The organism is Flavobacterium limi, from assembly GCF_010645075.1.
GTDB lineage: Bacteria > Bacteroidota > Bacteroidia > Flavobacteriales > Flavobacteriaceae > Flavobacterium > Flavobacterium limi.
This window is the reverse complement of sequence record NZ_JAADZV010000003.1, coordinates 271,641-289,075: the sequence shown is the minus strand read 5'-3', so window position 1 is coordinate 289,075 and position 17,435 is coordinate 271,641. Positions and strand designations below refer to the sequence as shown.

General features: G+C 29.3%; 17 protein-coding genes. All 17 read left to right on the top strand.

What is annotated here, in order from left to right:
* The first annotated feature begins 56 nt into the window (after positions 1-56).
* The 17 genes from GXM16_RS08405 to GXM16_RS08325 all read left to right on the top strand — a co-directional run bounded on the left by GXM16_RS08405 (position 57) and on the right by GXM16_RS08325 (position 17,424).
* Complete coding sequence (locus GXM16_RS08405; RefSeq protein ID WP_163393947.1) at positions 57-1,244, top strand: oligosaccharide repeat unit polymerase; 1,188 nt, start codon at positions 57-59, stop codon at positions 1,242-1,244.
* Positions 1,228-2,070, top strand: a complete 843-nt coding sequence (locus tag GXM16_RS08400) for a glycosyltransferase family 2 protein (protein ID WP_163393946.1) — start codon at positions 1,228-1,230, stop codon at positions 2,068-2,070. The genes GXM16_RS08405 and GXM16_RS08400 overlap by 17 nt, the downstream gene beginning before the upstream one ends.
* A 113-nt stretch (positions 2,071-2,183) precedes the next feature.
* A complete protein-coding gene (locus GXM16_RS08395) occupies positions 2,184-3,149 on the top strand; it encodes an NAD-dependent epimerase/dehydratase family protein (RefSeq protein ID WP_163393945.1) in 966 nt (321 codons plus the stop codon).
* A complete protein-coding gene (locus tag GXM16_RS08390; RefSeq protein ID WP_163393944.1) occupies positions 3,146-3,889 on the top strand; it encodes a glycosyltransferase family 2 protein in 744 nt (247 codons plus the stop codon). Before GXM16_RS08395 ends, GXM16_RS08390 begins: the two co-directional genes overlap by 4 nt.
* Positions 3,886-4,785, top strand: coding sequence for an NAD-dependent epimerase/dehydratase family protein (locus GXM16_RS08385; protein ID WP_163393943.1), 900 nt, complete (start codon positions 3,886-3,888; stop codon positions 4,783-4,785). The genes GXM16_RS08390 and GXM16_RS08385 overlap by 4 nt, the downstream gene beginning before the upstream one ends.
* A 50-nt stretch (positions 4,786-4,835) precedes the next feature.
* Positions 4,836-5,519, top strand: coding sequence for an alkanesulfonate monooxygenase (locus tag GXM16_RS08380; RefSeq protein ID WP_163393942.1), 684 nt, complete (start codon positions 4,836-4,838; stop codon positions 5,517-5,519).
* Positions 5,520-6,613: 1,094 nt separating this feature from the next.
* Positions 6,614-7,591 carry an MraY family glycosyltransferase gene (locus tag GXM16_RS08375; protein WP_163393941.1) on the top strand — a complete coding sequence of 326 codons (978 nt, stop codon included), beginning with the start codon at positions 6,614-6,616 and terminating at the stop codon, positions 7,589-7,591.
* Complete coding sequence (locus GXM16_RS08370; RefSeq protein WP_163393940.1) at positions 7,591-8,022, top strand: WxcM-like domain-containing protein; 432 nt, start codon at positions 7,591-7,593, stop codon at positions 8,020-8,022. Before GXM16_RS08375 ends, GXM16_RS08370 begins: the two co-directional genes overlap by 1 nt.
* Entirely contained in the window at positions 8,012-9,151 is a 1,140-nt protein-coding gene (locus tag GXM16_RS08365) for a DegT/DnrJ/EryC1/StrS family aminotransferase (protein WP_163394129.1), read from the top strand. The genes GXM16_RS08370 and GXM16_RS08365 overlap by 11 nt, the downstream gene beginning before the upstream one ends.
* Positions 9,152-9,165: 14 nt before the next feature.
* Positions 9,166-9,714, top strand: coding sequence for a dTDP-4-dehydrorhamnose 3,5-epimerase (rfbC, locus tag GXM16_RS08360; RefSeq protein WP_163393939.1), 549 nt, complete (start codon positions 9,166-9,168; stop codon positions 9,712-9,714).
* Positions 9,714-10,565, top strand: coding sequence for a dTDP-4-dehydrorhamnose reductase (gene rfbD, locus GXM16_RS08355; protein WP_163393938.1), 852 nt, complete (start codon positions 9,714-9,716; stop codon positions 10,563-10,565). Before rfbC ends, rfbD begins: the two co-directional genes overlap by 1 nt.
* Positions 10,566-10,618: 53 nt before the next feature.
* Positions 10,619-11,503: a glucose-1-phosphate thymidylyltransferase RfbA gene (gene rfbA / locus GXM16_RS08350; protein WP_163393937.1), complete on the top strand. Its 885-nt coding sequence runs from the start codon at positions 10,619-10,621 to the stop codon at positions 11,501-11,503.
* Between the two features lie 79 nt (positions 11,504-11,582).
* Positions 11,583-13,550, top strand: a complete 1,968-nt coding sequence (locus GXM16_RS08345; RefSeq protein ID WP_163393936.1) for a polysaccharide biosynthesis protein — start codon at positions 11,583-11,585, stop codon at positions 13,548-13,550.
* Positions 13,551-13,649: 99 nt separating this feature from the next.
* Positions 13,650-14,513: an ABC transporter permease gene (locus GXM16_RS08340; protein ID WP_163393935.1), complete on the top strand. Its 864-nt coding sequence runs from the start codon at positions 13,650-13,652 to the stop codon at positions 14,511-14,513.
* 45 nt (positions 14,514-14,558) lie between these two features.
* Positions 14,559-15,836, top strand: a complete 1,278-nt coding sequence (locus GXM16_RS08335) for an ABC transporter ATP-binding protein (protein WP_163393934.1) — start codon at positions 14,559-14,561, stop codon at positions 15,834-15,836.
* 2 nt (positions 15,837-15,838) lie between these two features.
* Complete coding sequence (locus tag GXM16_RS08330; RefSeq protein ID WP_163393933.1) at positions 15,839-16,465, top strand: acyltransferase; 627 nt, start codon at positions 15,839-15,841, stop codon at positions 16,463-16,465.
* The gene (locus GXM16_RS08325; RefSeq protein WP_208797379.1) at positions 16,462-17,424 is read left to right on the top strand and encodes a hypothetical protein; all 963 of its coding nucleotides are present in this window, start codon (positions 16,462-16,464) and stop codon (positions 17,422-17,424) included. The genes GXM16_RS08330 and GXM16_RS08325 overlap by 4 nt, the downstream gene beginning before the upstream one ends.
* Positions 17,425-17,435: the final 11 nt, after the last annotated feature.

Genomic DNA, 17,435 nt, shown 5'->3' with positions numbered 1-17,435 from the left:
GAGACATCAAATCAAATTGTGGTGGTTTTTATGAGTGTTTTTTACATCAGGATTATATGAAAAAAGCAATCATTGCAATTTTATTATATTTTTTAATTTTGCATGTTTTTATACCATGTATTTATTATTGTTTCTTTGGGATTACTCCAATATACTCAGATTTGGTAGATTATCCGTCTTTGATTAAAGCAGTTCTGTTGATTTCAATTCCTATACTAATCAGTGTTTTTATATTGAAATTTACTCCATCAAAAGAAGATTATATAAGCCCAAATATTGAAGGAAAACCAATTAATGTTCTTTTTTATTTTGCGGTACTTTTAAAGTTAATCACTTTTTATTTTACTGGTGGGTATGAAACCATTTTAAGTGGAGAATCGAATGGTACATTAATGAATTATATCTTTCTTTTTCTCAACCCCTTTACTTTATTATTAATATTATTATTTGTTCAGAAAAAGAAATCGAATGTTATTAAGGCAATTATATTTTATGTAGCTTATGTTACACTTTCAGGCAGTAGGAGTGGAATTATTTCTATATTTTTTGTTTTTTTTATTGGTTTAGCTTTTGAAAGATTTAGCATATATAGGCAAATGATATATCGATTTTTAAAATATGGAATTTTAATAGCTCCTTTTTTATTTATTTATGCTACAAAATCAAGAGGGATAGGTGAGTTAATTGGATTTGATGTTATTTTAAATCAAATTGTTGGCAGAATTTCAACATTAGAAACTTCAATGTTGCCTTTGTATTATGATTCGAATAATTTAGATTTAAGTTTGTTTTATTTGAAGTATGATTTTTGGCATCAATTAAAATTATCTATAGATGCCGTCTTGCCAGGTCAGTTTTTTGAAAATGATGTTATGCCAAATAACTATTATAGATCAATGTTTATGGGGTTTTCAGAATCTTTTGTGGCAGAAAACTATATGTCAATTAATTTTACTTTACCTGTATATTTATATCTAAAATACAGTTATTTTGCAATACCTTTTACTGTTCTTTATGTAATTGTATTCTACAGAATTTTATATTTCTTCAGGAACAATCCATTAGTGGTGATAGCTTTTTTATCTTCTTTTTTTAATTTGATTTATTTTTTTGATTGGGTTATGTTTTTTACTCAATTATACTCATCATTTTTAACAATTATATTTATTAAAGCTTTTATTCCTTCTTTTAGAATTTTAAAGCAAATAATAATGCAAGTTAAGCCTTATGAATCCACAAGTTAGTGTTGTAATTTCTACTTATGGTCGATATGCTGAAATCGATTCCTTATTTGAGAGTCTAGTTTCGCAAAACTGTAAACAGGATCTGTTTGAAGTAATAATTGTTGATCAGAATGACCAGATTGATTTATTGCCATTGATTTTGAAATTTGATAAAAAATTAAATTTAATTCATTATAAAGCTGATTTTAAAGGATTATCGAAAGCTAAAAACATAGGTATAAAATTATCAAAAGGAGATATAATTACATTTTCTGATGATGATTGTACATTTTATAATGATACAATTTCTTCTGCAATTACATATTTTGAGCAAAATCCAACAGTAGATGTTGTTTATGGTCGCTTATACGATAGATCAAGAAAAAAAAATGTAATGAGAGAATGGTCTGATAAGGAAATAAAACTAAATAAGTTTAATTTTCACTTAAACTATTCAGCAGTTACCTGTTTTACAAAATTGAAAAATGTTCATTTTGACGAAAGATTTGGTGTTGGTGCAAAGATAGGTTTAGGAGAAGAACTTGATTATGTGATGCAGATTCTGAATAGAAACCTTGTTGTGAAATATACTCCAGCAATACACATTTGGCATCCTGATCTTAATGTAAGTATTATGCCTAAAGAAAAGGTATATAACTATGCATTTGGTTACGGTTCTGTCTTTAGAAAAAATTTGGACATAAAATTTATTCAGATATATATAATGTCAATTGGCTATCAATTTCTAAGACTATTTTTTAGTTTAATTGTACTTAATTTTACAAATGCTAATAAAATGGTTCTGGGGATTAAAGGGCGTGTCCTGGGATTTTTACTTTTTAGATAAATTTAAAGTGGTTATATTAACCACACTCTATAGTGATTGGTTTTGATGTTTAAAAGATATATGAAGAACATTTATTTGGACAAGCAAACTATGAAATCTAAAAAAAATAATTAATGAACAAAATTCTTGTAACAGGAGGATCCGGTTTTATTGGAACAAATTTAATTGAAGCCCTGGTTTTGGATGGTTATGTAGTTTTAAATATTGATGTAAAAGAACCTCCTCAAAAAAAATTTTCAAAATATTGGGAAAAAGTTGATATTAATTCTTTCGATGCATTAAAAAATGCTATAGATGTTTTTAATCCTAATTATATAATACATTTGGCAGCGCGTACTGATCTGAATGGATTGGAATTAAAAGACTATGATTTAAATATTTTGGGAGTAGAAAATATTTTAAAAATTGCAAACAAATTAAACTCTTTAAAAAAAATAATTATTACATCTTCTATGCTGGTATGCCATGGAGGATATTATCCAAAAAATCAGTTTGATTTTAAGCCAACAACAATTTATGGAGAAAGTAAAGTCATAACTGAAAAGATTGTTTGGGAAAATAAGCCCTCTTGCGATTGGGCAATTATTAGACCTACATCAATTTGGGGACCCTGGTTTGGAATACCATATAGACATTTTTTTGATATGATTATTTCAAAAAAGTATTTTCATATAGGAAATAAAGGATGCACTAAAACATATGGATATGTTGGCAATGCAGTATATCAAATTAAACAAATCCTTTTTTCAGAAACAAAAAATGAATCTAAAAAAGTATTTTATATAGGTGATGATCCTGCAATTAATATTGAAGAGTGGGCTAATGAAATCTCCGCTGAACTTGGAAATAAAATTTTTAAAATGCCATATTTTCTGATAAAATGTGCTGCTTTGTTTGGAGATTTTTTAAAGTTGTTTAATTTTGGTTTTCCACTTAATTCATTTCGTTTAAATAATATGACTACTGATAATGTTTTAGATTTAACGAATACATACGAAATCGCACCAAATTTACCATACACAAGAAAACATGGGATAGAAAATACCCTAAAGTGGTTGTCTGAAGTTGAAAAAAAATGAAAGTATCAATAATAACAGTTTGCTATAATAGCGAAGATACAATTGAAAGAACTATTTTATCTGTCTCAAATCAAACTTATAAAAATTTAGAATATATTGTAATTGATGGTAATTCAAAAGACGAAACACTATCAATTATTAAAAATAATAGTAGTAGAATTTCGAAATGGATTTCAGAGCCTGACATTGGACTTTATGATGCAATGAATAAAGGCATTGCGATGGCTACAGGCGATTTAATAGGGGTTTTAAATTCGGACGATACTTTTAATACGCCTACTATTATAGAAGAAATAGTCAATTTTCATAAATACAATAATGTCGACGCAATAGTTGGAGATATTATTCAACATAAAGAAGATGGAGAAATCGTGAGATTGTACTCATCAAAATATTGGAATCCCGAAAAGCTTAAAATTGGTTTTATGCCTCCTCACCCTTCTATTTTTTTTAAAAAGGAGCTTTTTGAAAAATTTGGATATTATGACCTTGGCTTTAAAATAGGGGCTGATTATGAGTTGATTACCCGATTTTTCTTAAAGAACCATATTAGCTGGAAATATTCAGGAATAACAACCACAGCAATGTTAATAGGAGGCCTTAGCAGTTCAGGCTTTTCTTCTTATAAGTTAATAACAAAAGAAATTCAAAAAGCGCTTAACATGAATGGGGTTGAATTTACAGCTTCAAAGATCAAAATGCGTTTCTTTTGGAAAGTTATTGGATTCTTAAAAAAATGAAAGTAATAATAACAGGCGTATCAGGTTTTGTTGGACAAAATCTTCAGGATTATCTTAAAAAGGACCACGAGATAGATAGTTTGAGTGTTCGTTATAAAGAAAATCAACAATTTGATTTAAAAGGAGATGTTATTATTCATTTAGCCGGTAAAGCTCACGATTTAAAAAAAGTTTCAAAACCTCAGGATTATTATGAAGCTAATTATGAATTAACTAAGCAGTTGTTTGATTCTTTTTTAAATTCAGAAGTTTCGATTTTTATTTTTATGAGTACTGTAAAAGCAGTAGCGGATGAAGTTGTAGGTGTTTTGACTGAGGAAATGAAACCTAATCCAAAAACTCATTATGGTATTGCAAAACATCAGTCTGAAAAATACATTCTGAGTAAAGAATTACCGGTTGGGAAAAAAATTTATATTCTACGGCCTTGCATGATTCATGGTCCGGGAAATAAAGGAAATTTGAATTTGCTTTATCAATTGATAGTTAAAGGATTTCCATGGCCATTAGGGGCTTTTAAAAATCAGCGCTCATTTTTAAGTATAGAAAATTTGTGCTTTGTCATAAAGGAATTATTGGAGCAAACAACTATACCTTCAGGGATTTATAATGTAGCAGATGACGATCATTTATCTACCAATGAGTTAATAATAATTATGGGTGAGAGTTTACGAAAAAAAGTAAACATTTTGAAAATTCCGATTAAACTCATAGAAACAATGGCATTGCTGGGTAATTTCTTAAAACTTCCCCTTAACAGGGAGAAGCTCCAAAAATTGACAGAAAGCTATATAGTTGACAATAAAAAAATTAATAGTAAAATTGGAAAACCATTGCCCATGAGTTCCAGAGAGGGTTTAAAAATTACTTTTGATTTTTTTAGAAAAAATACATAAACAAATAAACTCAGTTTTATATTTTTAAAAGAAAATAATTAAATTATTATATGTTTATTATTGCTGCGATAGCATACGCTTTTTCGATATTTATTGATGTAGCGGTATATCATTTTAAATATTACATTCAGGATGACAAGAATATTAGACATTTGTTTTCAATGATTAATATTTTTCAATATTCAGCACGTTTCTTTATATTGATATTTAGTCCCATTATGTCCTATTTGACCGAGTCAGTAAAAGACAAAAATGAAGTTTGGATTATTACTGTTTTTGCCCATTTTTTTGTTGTATTGTTGTTATTGTTGCTTTATTCTCATAGGTTTAGTTATTATTTTTCAAAGAAAGTTATACATATTCTGAATTTGATTTTTGGAAAATCTAAGCCTCTTAAATTAGTATATATAGAAAAACAAAAACATTGGCCGAAACTCTCCGTTTCTTCTGATTTTTATTTGTTTTTCACTAGTTATATTGCAGGATTTTTATTTTCGATTAGCATTACGTTTCTATATTTTATTAGTTTTTCGTATCCGCAAAAAGCTTTAATGCTGAGTTCGGGAACTCAGATTATTAATATGTTTGGGTCTATGTTATTAATTTTGTTTATTGATCCAAAGGTTATGGGGGCTATTGATGAAGGGAAAGGCTATCAGGAAATTATGATTTTGACTACTAGCCGGATTTTTGTTCATATTACATTGGTTATAATACTTTTTTATATCAAATGAATCTATTGATAATATCTTCTTTGCTAACATTCTTTCTTTACTATTTTGCATGCTTTGATTTTGCAGACTCAAAAAAGAAGTTATCTTATATAATTTGTTTTGTAACTATTGCTTTTGTACAAAGATTTATAATTGCCCCAGAGTTAAACAATGATTTTTATTTATATTATGATTTCAAGATTTTCCATAAGCCTGCTGATTTATTTTCCTTCTTATTAAAAGAGCCATACTTATATTCTGTTTATGCTTTTTTTGATATTTTTTCAAATGACAAAGGAATAATCTTTTCCTGTATATATTGGTTTAATCACATTGTTACTGTAGTTTTTTTTGTATGGCTAATAAAACTTAAAGATATTGATGTTTGGAAAAAGATGCTTCTATTTTCGATTTTTTACTTTTTTTTCGGTTTTGTCTTACTTAGGAATGCTCCTGCTTACCTATTGTTTGCGGTATATTTTTACTATAGTTATAGAAACCTGAAATTTAATTATGTACTGTTAACTCCGTTTATGCATATAAGCTCCATTTTAATATTGATTGTTTATTTTTATAAATGGAAAAAATATTATTTGTTTTTTGCCATCATATGTATCTTGGGCCCAATATTTTTTTTAGTATTTATGCCTTATTTAGAAAATCTAGATTTCTTTCGTTATGTATTATGGAAAATTAATGATTATTCTAAAGTAAACATTGTGATAGGGTATACGCATTGGCTATTTTTTGCATTTATAACTCTTCTTTATTTACTCGGAATAATATTATATAAAAAAAGAATGTTGCACCCTTTTCTGGTTACAACGGCATTTTTTTATTATGTAAGCTATTTTGTTAATCCAATTATGGCCTTTCGTTTTACCCCTTATGTTTTATTTGCTTTGTTGTTTTTGAATTTTGATCCATTAAAAAAACAAATTGTCAGAATACTAAATCTCTCATCTGTTTTTTTATGTGTTATATATTTATTTATCTTATATCATACGCATAATAAGCTTATCCTTATTTAGGAAAGTAATTACTAAGCAACTTGAACTTTTTTTATTTTCATAGAAGGAGATTCGATAATAAAAAACTTGATTTAAATAATTTCAATGTTATACATTCCAATACAATACGTTTTTTTAATTTTACTTTTTTTTGCAGCAGAACTATTTTATTTCTTAATCGCTGAAAAATATAATATTATCGACAAACCCAACCAGAGAAGCTCTCATAAAGATATCACTTTACGCGGGGGCGGAATAATTTTTTGGTTCTCTGCCTTAATCTATTTTGTTCAGCATATACAAAGCAACTATTTTTTCTTCACAGGAATTACATTGGTAAGTTTGGTAAGTTTTTGGGATGATATTCAGAGTTTGTCCAATAAAATCCGAATTCTGATTCACTTTTTGGCTATAACATTAGTTGTTTATGATTTGGGGATGTTTGGAAGTTTTAACTTACTTGTGATTTTTTTGATTTACATTGCTGCTATTGGATTCATAAACATTTATAATTTTATGGACGGGATAAATGGTATAACAGGCTTATATACTTTGGTAGTTATGGGATCATTACTGTATGTTAACAAAAATATTCAGTTATTTACAGATAGTAATTTTATAAAATATGCGATGATTGCCAGCTTTGTTTTTTTATTTTTTAATTATAGAAAAAAGGCAAAATGTTTTGCAGGGGATGTTGGAAGCATAGCAATTGCTTTTTGGATTATTTATTTGGTTTTAAAACTTATTTTAATGACTAATTCTGTAATTTGGATTTTGTTTTTTGCAGTTTATGGAGCTGATGGTATTTGTACAATTTTACATCGTTTGTATCTGAAACAGAATATTTTTGAAGCACATAGACTACATTTATATCAGATTTTGAGTAACGAATACAAAATACAGCATAGATTAGTGGCTTTGTATTATGCAGCAGCACAAATAATTGTATCAGGAGTAGTTGTATTTTTATATCAGAAGGTTCAAGAAAGTATAATATTTGCAATAATTGCAGGTTGTTTATTGTTAGTGTATACTTCAAAATTTTATTTGATAAAAAAAGCTAATCTAAAATTAAATTAATGGGTAATCCTAAGATAATTCAAGGCGGAAATTTTTCAGATCACAGGGGAAATATATCTTATGTAAATGATTTTAGTTTTAAGGATATAGAAAGATTTTATATCATCAGTAATTCTGATGAAAATCCAATACGCGCCTGGCAGGGTCACAAATTAGATGCAAAGAATTTCTATTGTATAAATGGATCTTTTAAAATTCATTTTGTGAAAATTGATAATTGGGAAAACCCGGCAAAAGATTTAAATATTGAAACCATAATTGTGAATACTTCAGAAAGCAAAATAGTACATATTCCTGCGGGTTACGCTAATGCAATAGAATCTTTAGAGCCAGATTCAAAATTAATATCATTTTCAACTTTGCCACTAAAAAAAGTTAGTGATGATGATGTTCGTTATAATTCAGATTATTGGAAAATTAATGAATCATAAAAGAATCTTTTTGTCCTTGCCGAAAAAAAGTGGTTTCGAACAAAAATATATTCAGAAAGCGCTTGATGATAACTGGATAACAACCGGTGGGCCGAATGTAAATGATTTTGAGAGAATTCTTGAAAAGTATCTCGAAAATGATTCATACGTTGCAGCCTTAAATTCGGGAACATCGGCTATTCATCTGGCATTAGTTTTATTAGGAGTAAAAGAAGGAGATGAAGTCATTTGCCAAAGCCTTACATTTTCGGCATCTGCTAATCCTATATTATATCAGGGAGCTATACCGATATTTGTCGATAGCGAAAGTGAAACGTGGAATATTTGTCCTGAAAATCTTGAAATCGCAATTCAGGACAGAATTAGAAAAGGTAAAAAACCTAAAGTTATTATTGCAGTTCATTTGTACGGAAATCCCTATAAAGTAGATGAAATTCATGCAATTGCAAAGCGATACGAAATTCCGATTATTGAGGATAGTGCAGAAGCCCTTGGAAGTTCTTACAAGGGCAAAAAATGTGGGACTTTTGGCGCTTTTGGAGTATTATCTTTCAATGGAAACAAAATTATTACTACATCCAGTGGAGGAGCATTGATCTCTAATTCACAATTATTAAAAGAGAAAACTGTTTTTTATGCAACCCAGTCTAAAGATAATGCAGTGCATTATGAGCATAGTCAGATAGGATACAATTACAGGATGAGTAATGTTTGTGCTGGAATAGGTTTGGGACAGATGAAAATTTTAGAAGAAAATATTGATTCCAGAAGGGGAATAAATAATTTTTATGAAACAATTTTTAAAGACATAAGTGAAATTGAACTTTTTCAGGTAAATAATAATGATTGTTTTGCAAACTACTGGTTAAGCACAATTTTAGTAGAAAACAACCCGGAGAAAAATATAAACAAGGAGAATTTAAGGATTGCTTTTGAAAATGCAAATATTGAATGCCGTCCTCTTTGGAAACCAATGCATTTACAGCCTATTTTTTCAGGTTGTCCATATTATGGCAATAATGTAGCCCGTGATTTATTCGAAAAAGGACTATGCCTTCCCTCAGGATCTGATTTAACAAAAAATGATAAAAATAGAATTAAGAAAGTGATTACTGACTTCATCAAATAAAGAATAATATTAATATGAAAATTGAAGAAACGTTTATAAAAGATTTAATAATAGTAGAGCCAACAGTTTTTGGAGATGAAAGAGGTTATTTTTTTGAATCTTACAGTAAAACTAAATTTGAGGGATTAGGGATAAATATTGATTTTGTTCAGGATAATCAATCTTTTTCTAAAAAAGGAACGTTAAGAGGATTACATTATCAAAACCCACCTTTTGCGCAAACTAAGCTGGTGCGTGTTTTAGAAGGTGAAATCATTGATGTTGCAGTAGATTTAAGAAAGGATTCTCCAACTTATGGAAAATCATTTAGCATTTTACTTTCTGCAGAAAATAAGAAACAATTATTAGTTCCTCAGGGTTTTGCACATGGTTTTTCTGTTGTTAGTGAATCAGCTTCAGTGCTATACAAATGTGATCAGTTTTATAATAAAGCTTCTGAAGGAGGCATCAAGTTTGACGATCCATCTTTAAATATTGATTGGGGAATGGATTTAAATGAGGCAATTGTGTCTGAAAAAGATCAGATTTTACCTTTTATTGAAAATTGTAATAGTTTGTTTTAATGAAAAAAATTTTAGTAACAGGAGCAAACGGGCAATTAGGATCAGAACTCTTAGAACTTTCTTCTGTGTATCCTAAATATGAATGGTGTTTTGCAGACAGAACCCAGATTACTTTAGATAATCTTGATTTGCTAAAGGCACAGCTGAATGAAACAAAGCCGGATATAATTTTGAATTGCGCAGCTTACACAGCTGTTGATAAAGCAGAATCAGAAAAAGATCTGGCTTTTACTGTAAACCATTTAGCAGTAAAGTTGATAGCAAAATATGCGAAAGATAACGATGTGAAACTAATTCATATCTCAACAGACTATGTTTTTGACGGAACCTCATCTTTAGCTTTAAATGAAGAAGCCAAAACAAATCCGATAAATATTTATGGAGCCAGTAAACTTGCTGGTGAGCTTGCCTGTCAGGAAGAAAATCAAGGTTCAATTATTATCAGAACTTCCTGGGTATATAGTAAATTTGGAAATAATTTTGTTAAAACAATGCAGCGCTTGATGCAGGAAAGAGAATCCATTAATGTAGTTAATGACCAAATAGGTTCACCAACATATGCAGCAGATTTAGCAAAAGCGATGATGGATATTTTAGAATCTGAGAGATGGATGCCGGGAATTTATAATTATTCCAACGAAGGTGAAATAAGCTGGTATGAATTTGCGTTGAGCATTAAAGAATTTGGAAATTATAAATGTAAAGTAGAAGGTATCCCTTCTCAATCATATCCAACCCCGGCAAGGCGTCCGGAATTTTCATTATTAGATAAGAATAAAATAAAAACAATTTATAATTTAGATGTTCCGGATTATAAAGAAAGTTTAAAGAAAATGTTTAAAAGGACTTGAGATTGAACGAAGAATATTTCAGATAACAATAAAGAAATTTAAAAATTTATATTATGAAAGGAATTATATTAGCTGGTGGTTCAGGAACACGATTACACCCTTTGACTCTCGCTATGAGTAAACAAATGATGCCCGTATATGATAAGCCAATGATTTATTATCCATTATCAACATTGATGATGTCTGGAATAAATGAAATATTGATTATTTCTACGCCTCACGATTTACCAAATTTTAAAAAATTATTAGGAGATGGTTCCGGTTTAGGATGCAAATTTACATATGCTGAGCAGGCAATCCCGAATGGTTTGGCCCAGGCTTTTGTGATTGGGGAAGAATTCATTGGTAATGATGATGTAGCACTGATTTTAGGGGATAATATATTTTTTGGTTCAAACATGCAGGAACTTTTAAAATCAAATACTAAACCAAACGGAGGTGTCGTATTTGCTTACCACGTATCAGACCCTGAACGTTATGGGGTAGTAGAGTTTGATGAAAACTTAAAAGCTATTTCTATAGAAGAAAAACCACAAGCTCCAAAATCAAGCTATGCAGTTCCGGGATTGTACTTTTATGACAATTCAGTTGTAGAAATAGCGAAAAGCATTAAGCCAAGTGCCCGGGGCGAGTATGAAATCACAGATGTTAATAAAGTATATCTGGAAAGAGGACTATTGAAAGTAGGTATTTTAAGCAGAGGTACTGCCTGGCTTGATACAGGAACTTTCAACAGTTTAATGCAGGCCGGACAGTTTGTTCAGGTTTTAGAAGAAAGACAGGGCTTAAAAGTGGGATGTATTGAGGAAATTGCCTGGAGACAAGGCTTTATTTCTGATGAACAATTAGAAGAACTTGCATTACCTTTGGTTAAATCCGGATATGGAGCTTATTTGATTGAATTTTTGAAACAAAAGAAAAAAGGAGTAAGGTTTTAATTTAAAGAAATATTTTTTTAGAATCTTTAATTAGTACTTTTGTAAGTGTTCTTAGTTTTCAATACTAAATAAAAAGAATTTGAATACAGATAAACAAACCAAAATGTCTGCTTTGCTGCATAACAGTTTTTCGCCAAGAAATCTAAAAGCAAATATTAATAACCTTAGCTATTTGCCAAGGTGGATTATCGTTGCTATCGATATAATGGTTCTTATCTTTTCATTTACATTTACTTATATGTTGTTTGAAGGAACAGCATTAGGATATATTATAACATCATACCATTTTTATTTTGTATCTGCTCTTATTTTTGTCAATGTATTTTTCTTCTGGCTATTCAGGACATATTCAGGAATAATCAGGCATTCTTCTTACATTGATGCAATAAAGCTGCTGTTTTCTCAAATGTCGGTTTTGATTTTCTTTTTGATTTTCAATTTAGTTTTTGAATTATATTCGGGGCATAAGGCGTTTTTAAATACGGCACTTTTTATAAACTTAGTGCTGTCTTTTTGCGGATTATTCTTATATAGAGTTGTTGTAAAACAAACTTTTGAAATCTATTTTTCAGAGAAAACGGATTCAAAATTAATACGCACAGTTATTTATGGTACAGATGCTAATGCGATTTCTGTGGCAAACGCATTAAAATTTGAAACCCCTTCAAGATTCAAGATTGTTGGTTTTGTTGATAAAAACAACCAAAATGCTTCAAAGAGAATGCTGGATTTGCCTATATTGATTCAAAAGAAAAAATTACCTGCTTTAATGCGGTCAGTTGCTGCTGAAGCTGTTATTATTGCAGACAAAAGTTTATCAAAAGATGAACAGTTAATTATTGTAGACCAATGTTTAGAATTCAATTATAGAGTTTATACCGTACCGTTAATTTCTGACTGGGAAAACCAAAAAGAAATTTCTCAAAAAGTAAAGAATATTCAGATTGAGGATTTATTAGAAAGAAAACCAATCGTATTGGACAGCAAATCAATATCTAAACAATTAAAGGATAAGGTTATACTCATTACAGGTGCCGCTGGTTCTATTGGAAGCGAAATTGTAAGGCAGGTTTTAGGATTTAATCCCAAAACAATAGTCATTTTGGATCATGCAGAAACGCCTTTACATAATTTATGCTTAGAAACCCTTGCATTAGATTCTCAAACTAAAATCAGGGCCATTATTGCAGATGTCAAAAGTAAAAAAGCCTTAGAAAAAGTCTTTGCCGATTTTAGGCCTCAGGTAGTTTTTCATGCTGCAGCTTATAAACATGTTCCGTTAATGGAGGAAAACCCTTCACAAGCAATTCTTACAAATGTTAAGGGCACAAAAAATTTAGCCGATTTATCCTGTAAGTACAGAGTAAAGAAGTTTGTAATGGTTTCTACGGATAAGGCTGTAAATCCTAGTAACGTTATGGGGGCAAGTAAACGTATTGCCGAAAAATATGTCCAGTCATTGTTTTTAAAAAATCAAAAAGAACAATCAGAGTGTAAAACCAAATTTATTACAACCCGCTTTGGAAATGTTTTAGGTTCTAATGGATCAGTAGTTCCACTCTTTACTAAACAAATTGCACATGGAGGCCCTGTTACAATTACACATCAGGATATCATCCGTTACTTTATGACCATTCCTGAAGCCTGTCAGCTGGTTCTAGAGGCTGGAGCAATGGGAAATGGTGGAGAGATTTATATTTTTGATATGGGAAAACCGGTAAGAATTATTGACTTAGCTAAAAAAATGATTAAGTTAGCCGGTTTTATTCCTGATAAAGAAATCAAAATAAAAATTGTAGGTCTGAGACCAGGTGAAAAATTATATGAAGAATTATTAAATGATACTTCAAAAACTTTGCCTACTTATCATAACAAGATCATGATAGCACAGGAAATTCAGGATGAGTATGAGAATTTACATATTGAAATTGAAGAACTTATAGAAATTTCGGATTTTTATAGCAATGATGAGATAGTAAGTAAAATGAAAAAAATTGTTCCTGAATTTAAAAGTATGAACTCAACTTTTGAAGTCTTGGATAAATAAATGTTGATATAATATATGATGTAATAGAGGTGTTTTAAAAAAACGCCTTTTTGCTTTTTAATCTTTTTCGGAACTGGTAAAAATCCTGTTAATTTGTAAATGAATAATACTGATAATAAAGACTGGCTGTTTGAAATAACACCAAAAAATAATTTCTTCTCTCTAAATTTCAAAGAAATTTGGCAATACAGAGATTTATTATTTTTGTTTGTAAAAAGAGATGTAATTACTGTTTATAAACAAACAGTTTTAGGCCCGCTGTGGTATTTAATTCAGCCTTTATTTACTTCAGTTATTTTTACAATAATTTTTAATAATGTAGCTGGAATTAAAACAGAAGGGCTTCCTTCATTCTTGTTTAATTTAGCTGGAATTACAATGTGGAACTATTTTGCAGCCTGCCTTAATGGGACTGCAGATACTTTTAAAACAAATGCCAGTATATTCGGTAAGGTTTATTTCCCAAGAATCATTACACCGCTTTCTGTTGTAATTTCTAATTTAATGAAATTCGGAATTCAGTTTTTAATTTTTATAGGCTTTTATATCTTTTATTATTTTGACGGATATAATCTAACATTAAATCTTTCCATTTTATTTTTTCCTGTATTAATTGTTATTATGGGTATTTTAGGCTTAGGTCTCGGAATGATAATCTCATCAATGGTAACCAAATACAGAGATTTTAGTTATTTAATAGCTTTTGGGATACAATTGTTGATGTATTTATCGGCAGTCATGTATCCTATGGAATTGGTCAAAAGTAAACTCCCATCGTATGGTTGGGTTGTTGAATATAACCCTTTAGCTTATATCATTGAAACATCCCGATACATGCTTTTGAATTTTGGTCATATTTCATTATCAGGATTGCTATATACCTTCACTTTTACAATTATAGTATTTTTTGTTGGCTTATTGGTTTTTAATAAGGCAGAAAAAAGTTTTATAGATACAGTTTAATTGAGAGGAAAAATAATTGAATAAAAAACAATATAATTATCTAATTTGAAAGATATTATTTTAAAGGCAGAAAATATTTCCAAGCAATATCGTTTAGGAGAAGTCGGTACCGGCACAATCAGTCACGACGTAAATCGCTGGTGGTATAAAATTAGAGGCAAGGAAAACCCCTATTTAAAAATTGGCGATACAAATGATCGCTCAACAAAAGGAAATTCTGATTATGTATGGGCTTTACAGGATATTAATTTCGAAGTTCAGCGTGGGGATGTTTTGGGTATTATAGGGAAAAATGGTGCAGGAAAATCGACACTTTTAAAAATTTTATCCAAAGTTACAGCACCAAGTACAGGAACAATTAAATCACGAGGGCGCATTGCATCTCTCTTAGAAGTTGGAACCGGTTTTAATGGAGAAATGACAGGTAGAGAAAATATTTTCTTAAACGGTGCCATTCTGGGAATGACCAAAAAAGAAATAACTTCAAAACTTGATGAAATTATTGATTTCTCTGGTTGCTCACGTTATATTGATACACCGGTAAAACGATACAGCAGCGGAATGACAGTTCGTCTGGCTTTTGCTGTGGCTGCTTTTTTAGAACCTGAAATTCTAGTTGTCGATGAGGTTTTAGCCGTTGGAGACGCAGAGTTTCAAAAGAAGGCCATAGGCAAGATGCAGGATATTTCTAAAAGCGAAGGAAGAACAATATTATTTGTAAGCCATCAATTAGGATCTGTAGCAACATTGTGTAATAAAGGGATGCTTATGGATAAAGGTAGAATTGTTGACTGTGGTACAGTTTCAGAAATTATAGAACAATATTTGCTCCCAGAATCAGGTGAAACTAAAGCAAATTTATATTTACCGAATGTAGAATCTTTGAATAGTAAGAAAATATTTTTTACAAAAATTGAAACAATTAATTCAAACAATCAAAATACAGATTATTTTGGATTTAACGAATCCATCAAAATTAGATTGTCAATTGCTATTAAAGAGGATTTTAAAAATGTTGTTTTAGGAATTGGACTTCAAGATAAATTTAATACTAGAGTTTGTACATTCATGAATAATCTTGTTGATATTATAGTGGATAATTCAAAAGATAATTTTACAGTTGAAGTTATTGTACCAAGTAATATTATAGCACCAAATCATTATAGTTTTATTTTTGCATTATATGAATTTAATGGTAGAGTTTATGATGTTATTGAGAATGTTTGCAACATAAAAATACATGATACTGGAACAATTTTTTCAAAATACGAAGGTATAGATTATGGAAATGTAATTATTAATTCTAAATGGGAAATCATTTAATTATGAAAAGCGTCAAAAAATATTTAAATGATTTTCTTTATAAAGTTCATGAAAAAAATGATGCTATTTTAAAATTGAAACAGCAAAAAGAAATAGATTATTTAAATAATAATAGTGCTGTCATTGGAAATAATAGCAGAATTTTTAGTGAAGCAAAAATCTATAATAATTTAGCGGATAAAACAAAAATAATCTTAGGAGATTACTGTGATGTTAAAGGAGAACTTTTAATATTTGCACATGGTGGAGAAATTAATATTGGAGATTATTCGTTTATAGGTGAAAGAACAAAAATCTGGTCTGCCAAAAAAATAAGTATAGGAAATCGAGTTTTAATATCTCACAATGTTAATATACACGATAATAATTCGCATCCTTTAGAGTCTCAATTACGACATGAAGATTTTAAGCATATAATATCTAACGGTTTACAAAAAGAAAATTATCTTGATGAAAAAGAAATAATAATTGAAGATGATGTTTGGATTGGCTTTAATTCAACAATATTAAAAGGAGTTAGAATAGGGAAAGGAGCAATTATTGGCGCAAACACAATAATAACTAAAGATATACCTGAATTTGCCGTTTGTATTGGTAATCCAATGAAAATAATAAAATATACTTCATGAGCTTTATTTTAGAAAAATTCCACAAATTTAAAAGCTTTATTCAAAAATTTAATTCGATATATTATGGGGTTAAAAAAATGAATCAAGACTATCAAAGAGATTTATATAGTTATAAAAATGTAAAAGTGAATATGGGGCAAATTCAGTCTCAATTAAATTCTCAAAAAACAATAATAAATAACATTAATGAAGTAGAATTTCAGGTTTTTTCACAATTCGGTGATGACGGTATTATTCAATGGCTAATAAATTATTTAGAAATTCCAAATAAAACTTTTATTGAGTTTGGAGTTGAAAAATATATTGAGTCAAATACAAGATTTTTATTATTCAATGATAACTGGAAAGGGTTAGTTATTGATGGAGACAAAAAAAATATAGATTATATTAAAAATGATGTAGTGAGTTATTTTTTTGATCTTCAATCAATATGTTCTTTCATTACTAAAGACAATATAAATGAATTAATAGAATCTCGAAATTTTAATGTTGAACCCGGTTTATTAAGTATAGATATTGATGGAAATGATTATTGGATTTGGAAATCTTTAGAAAACATTAATCCTATTATTGTAATTTCAGAATACAATGCTGAATTTGGCTTAAATTCATGGACAATTCCATACAAACAAGATTTCGTTTGGGATAAAAAAAATGACATGTATTACTGGGGAACATCTTTAGTTTCGCTATGTGATTTAGCAGAACAAAAAGGTTATAGTTTTGTCGGTTGTAACTCACAAGGTAACAATGCATATTTTATTAGAAATGATAAAATGAAAGATTTAAAAAAACTTTCTGTTGAAGAAGGTTTTAAGAATGCAAAATTTTCACTTAGTAGAAAGATAGATGGTGAACAATTCTCAGATGTTGAGAAACGAAATACATTGATAGGAAAAGAGGTTTATAATACAAGAACCAATAAAGTAGAACTTATTGACCTAATTGGTAGAGTCTAAATTAAAATTAC

Coding starts and splice junctions, on each gene's coding strand:
- GXM16_RS08365 (WP_163394129.1), top strand. CDS start 8,012: ATGAATCATAAAAGAATCTTTTTGTCCTTGCCGAAAAAAAGTGGTTTC.
- GXM16_RS08340 (WP_163393935.1), top strand. CDS start 13,650: ATGAATAATACTGATAATAAAGACTGGCTGTTTGAAATAACACCAAAA.
- GXM16_RS08405 (WP_163393947.1), top strand. CDS start 57: ATGAAAAAAGCAATCATTGCAATTTTATTATATTTTTTAATTTTGCAT.
- GXM16_RS08385 (WP_163393943.1), top strand. CDS start 3,886: ATGAAAGTAATAATAACAGGCGTATCAGGTTTTGTTGGACAAAATCTT.
- rfbC (WP_163393939.1), top strand. CDS start 9,166: ATGAAAATTGAAGAAACGTTTATAAAAGATTTAATAATAGTAGAGCCA.
- GXM16_RS08375 (WP_163393941.1), top strand. CDS start 6,614: ATGTTATACATTCCAATACAATACGTTTTTTTAATTTTACTTTTTTTT.
- rfbD (WP_163393938.1), top strand. CDS start 9,714: ATGAAAAAAATTTTAGTAACAGGAGCAAACGGGCAATTAGGATCAGAA.
- GXM16_RS08380 (WP_163393942.1), top strand. CDS start 4,836: ATGTTTATTATTGCTGCGATAGCATACGCTTTTTCGATATTTATTGAT.
- GXM16_RS08370 (WP_163393940.1), top strand. CDS start 7,591: ATGGGTAATCCTAAGATAATTCAAGGCGGAAATTTTTCAGATCACAGG.
- GXM16_RS08330 (WP_163393933.1), top strand. CDS start 15,839: ATGAAAAGCGTCAAAAAATATTTAAATGATTTTCTTTATAAAGTTCAT.
- GXM16_RS08400 (WP_163393946.1), top strand. CDS start 1,228: ATGAATCCACAAGTTAGTGTTGTAATTTCTACTTATGGTCGATATGCT.
- rfbA (WP_163393937.1), top strand. CDS start 10,619: ATGAAAGGAATTATATTAGCTGGTGGTTCAGGAACACGATTACACCCT.
- GXM16_RS08395 (WP_163393945.1), top strand. CDS start 2,184: ATGAACAAAATTCTTGTAACAGGAGGATCCGGTTTTATTGGAACAAAT.
- GXM16_RS08325 (WP_208797379.1), top strand. CDS start 16,462: ATGAGCTTTATTTTAGAAAAATTCCACAAATTTAAAAGCTTTATTCAA.
- GXM16_RS08390 (WP_163393944.1), top strand. CDS start 3,146: ATGAAAGTATCAATAATAACAGTTTGCTATAATAGCGAAGATACAATT.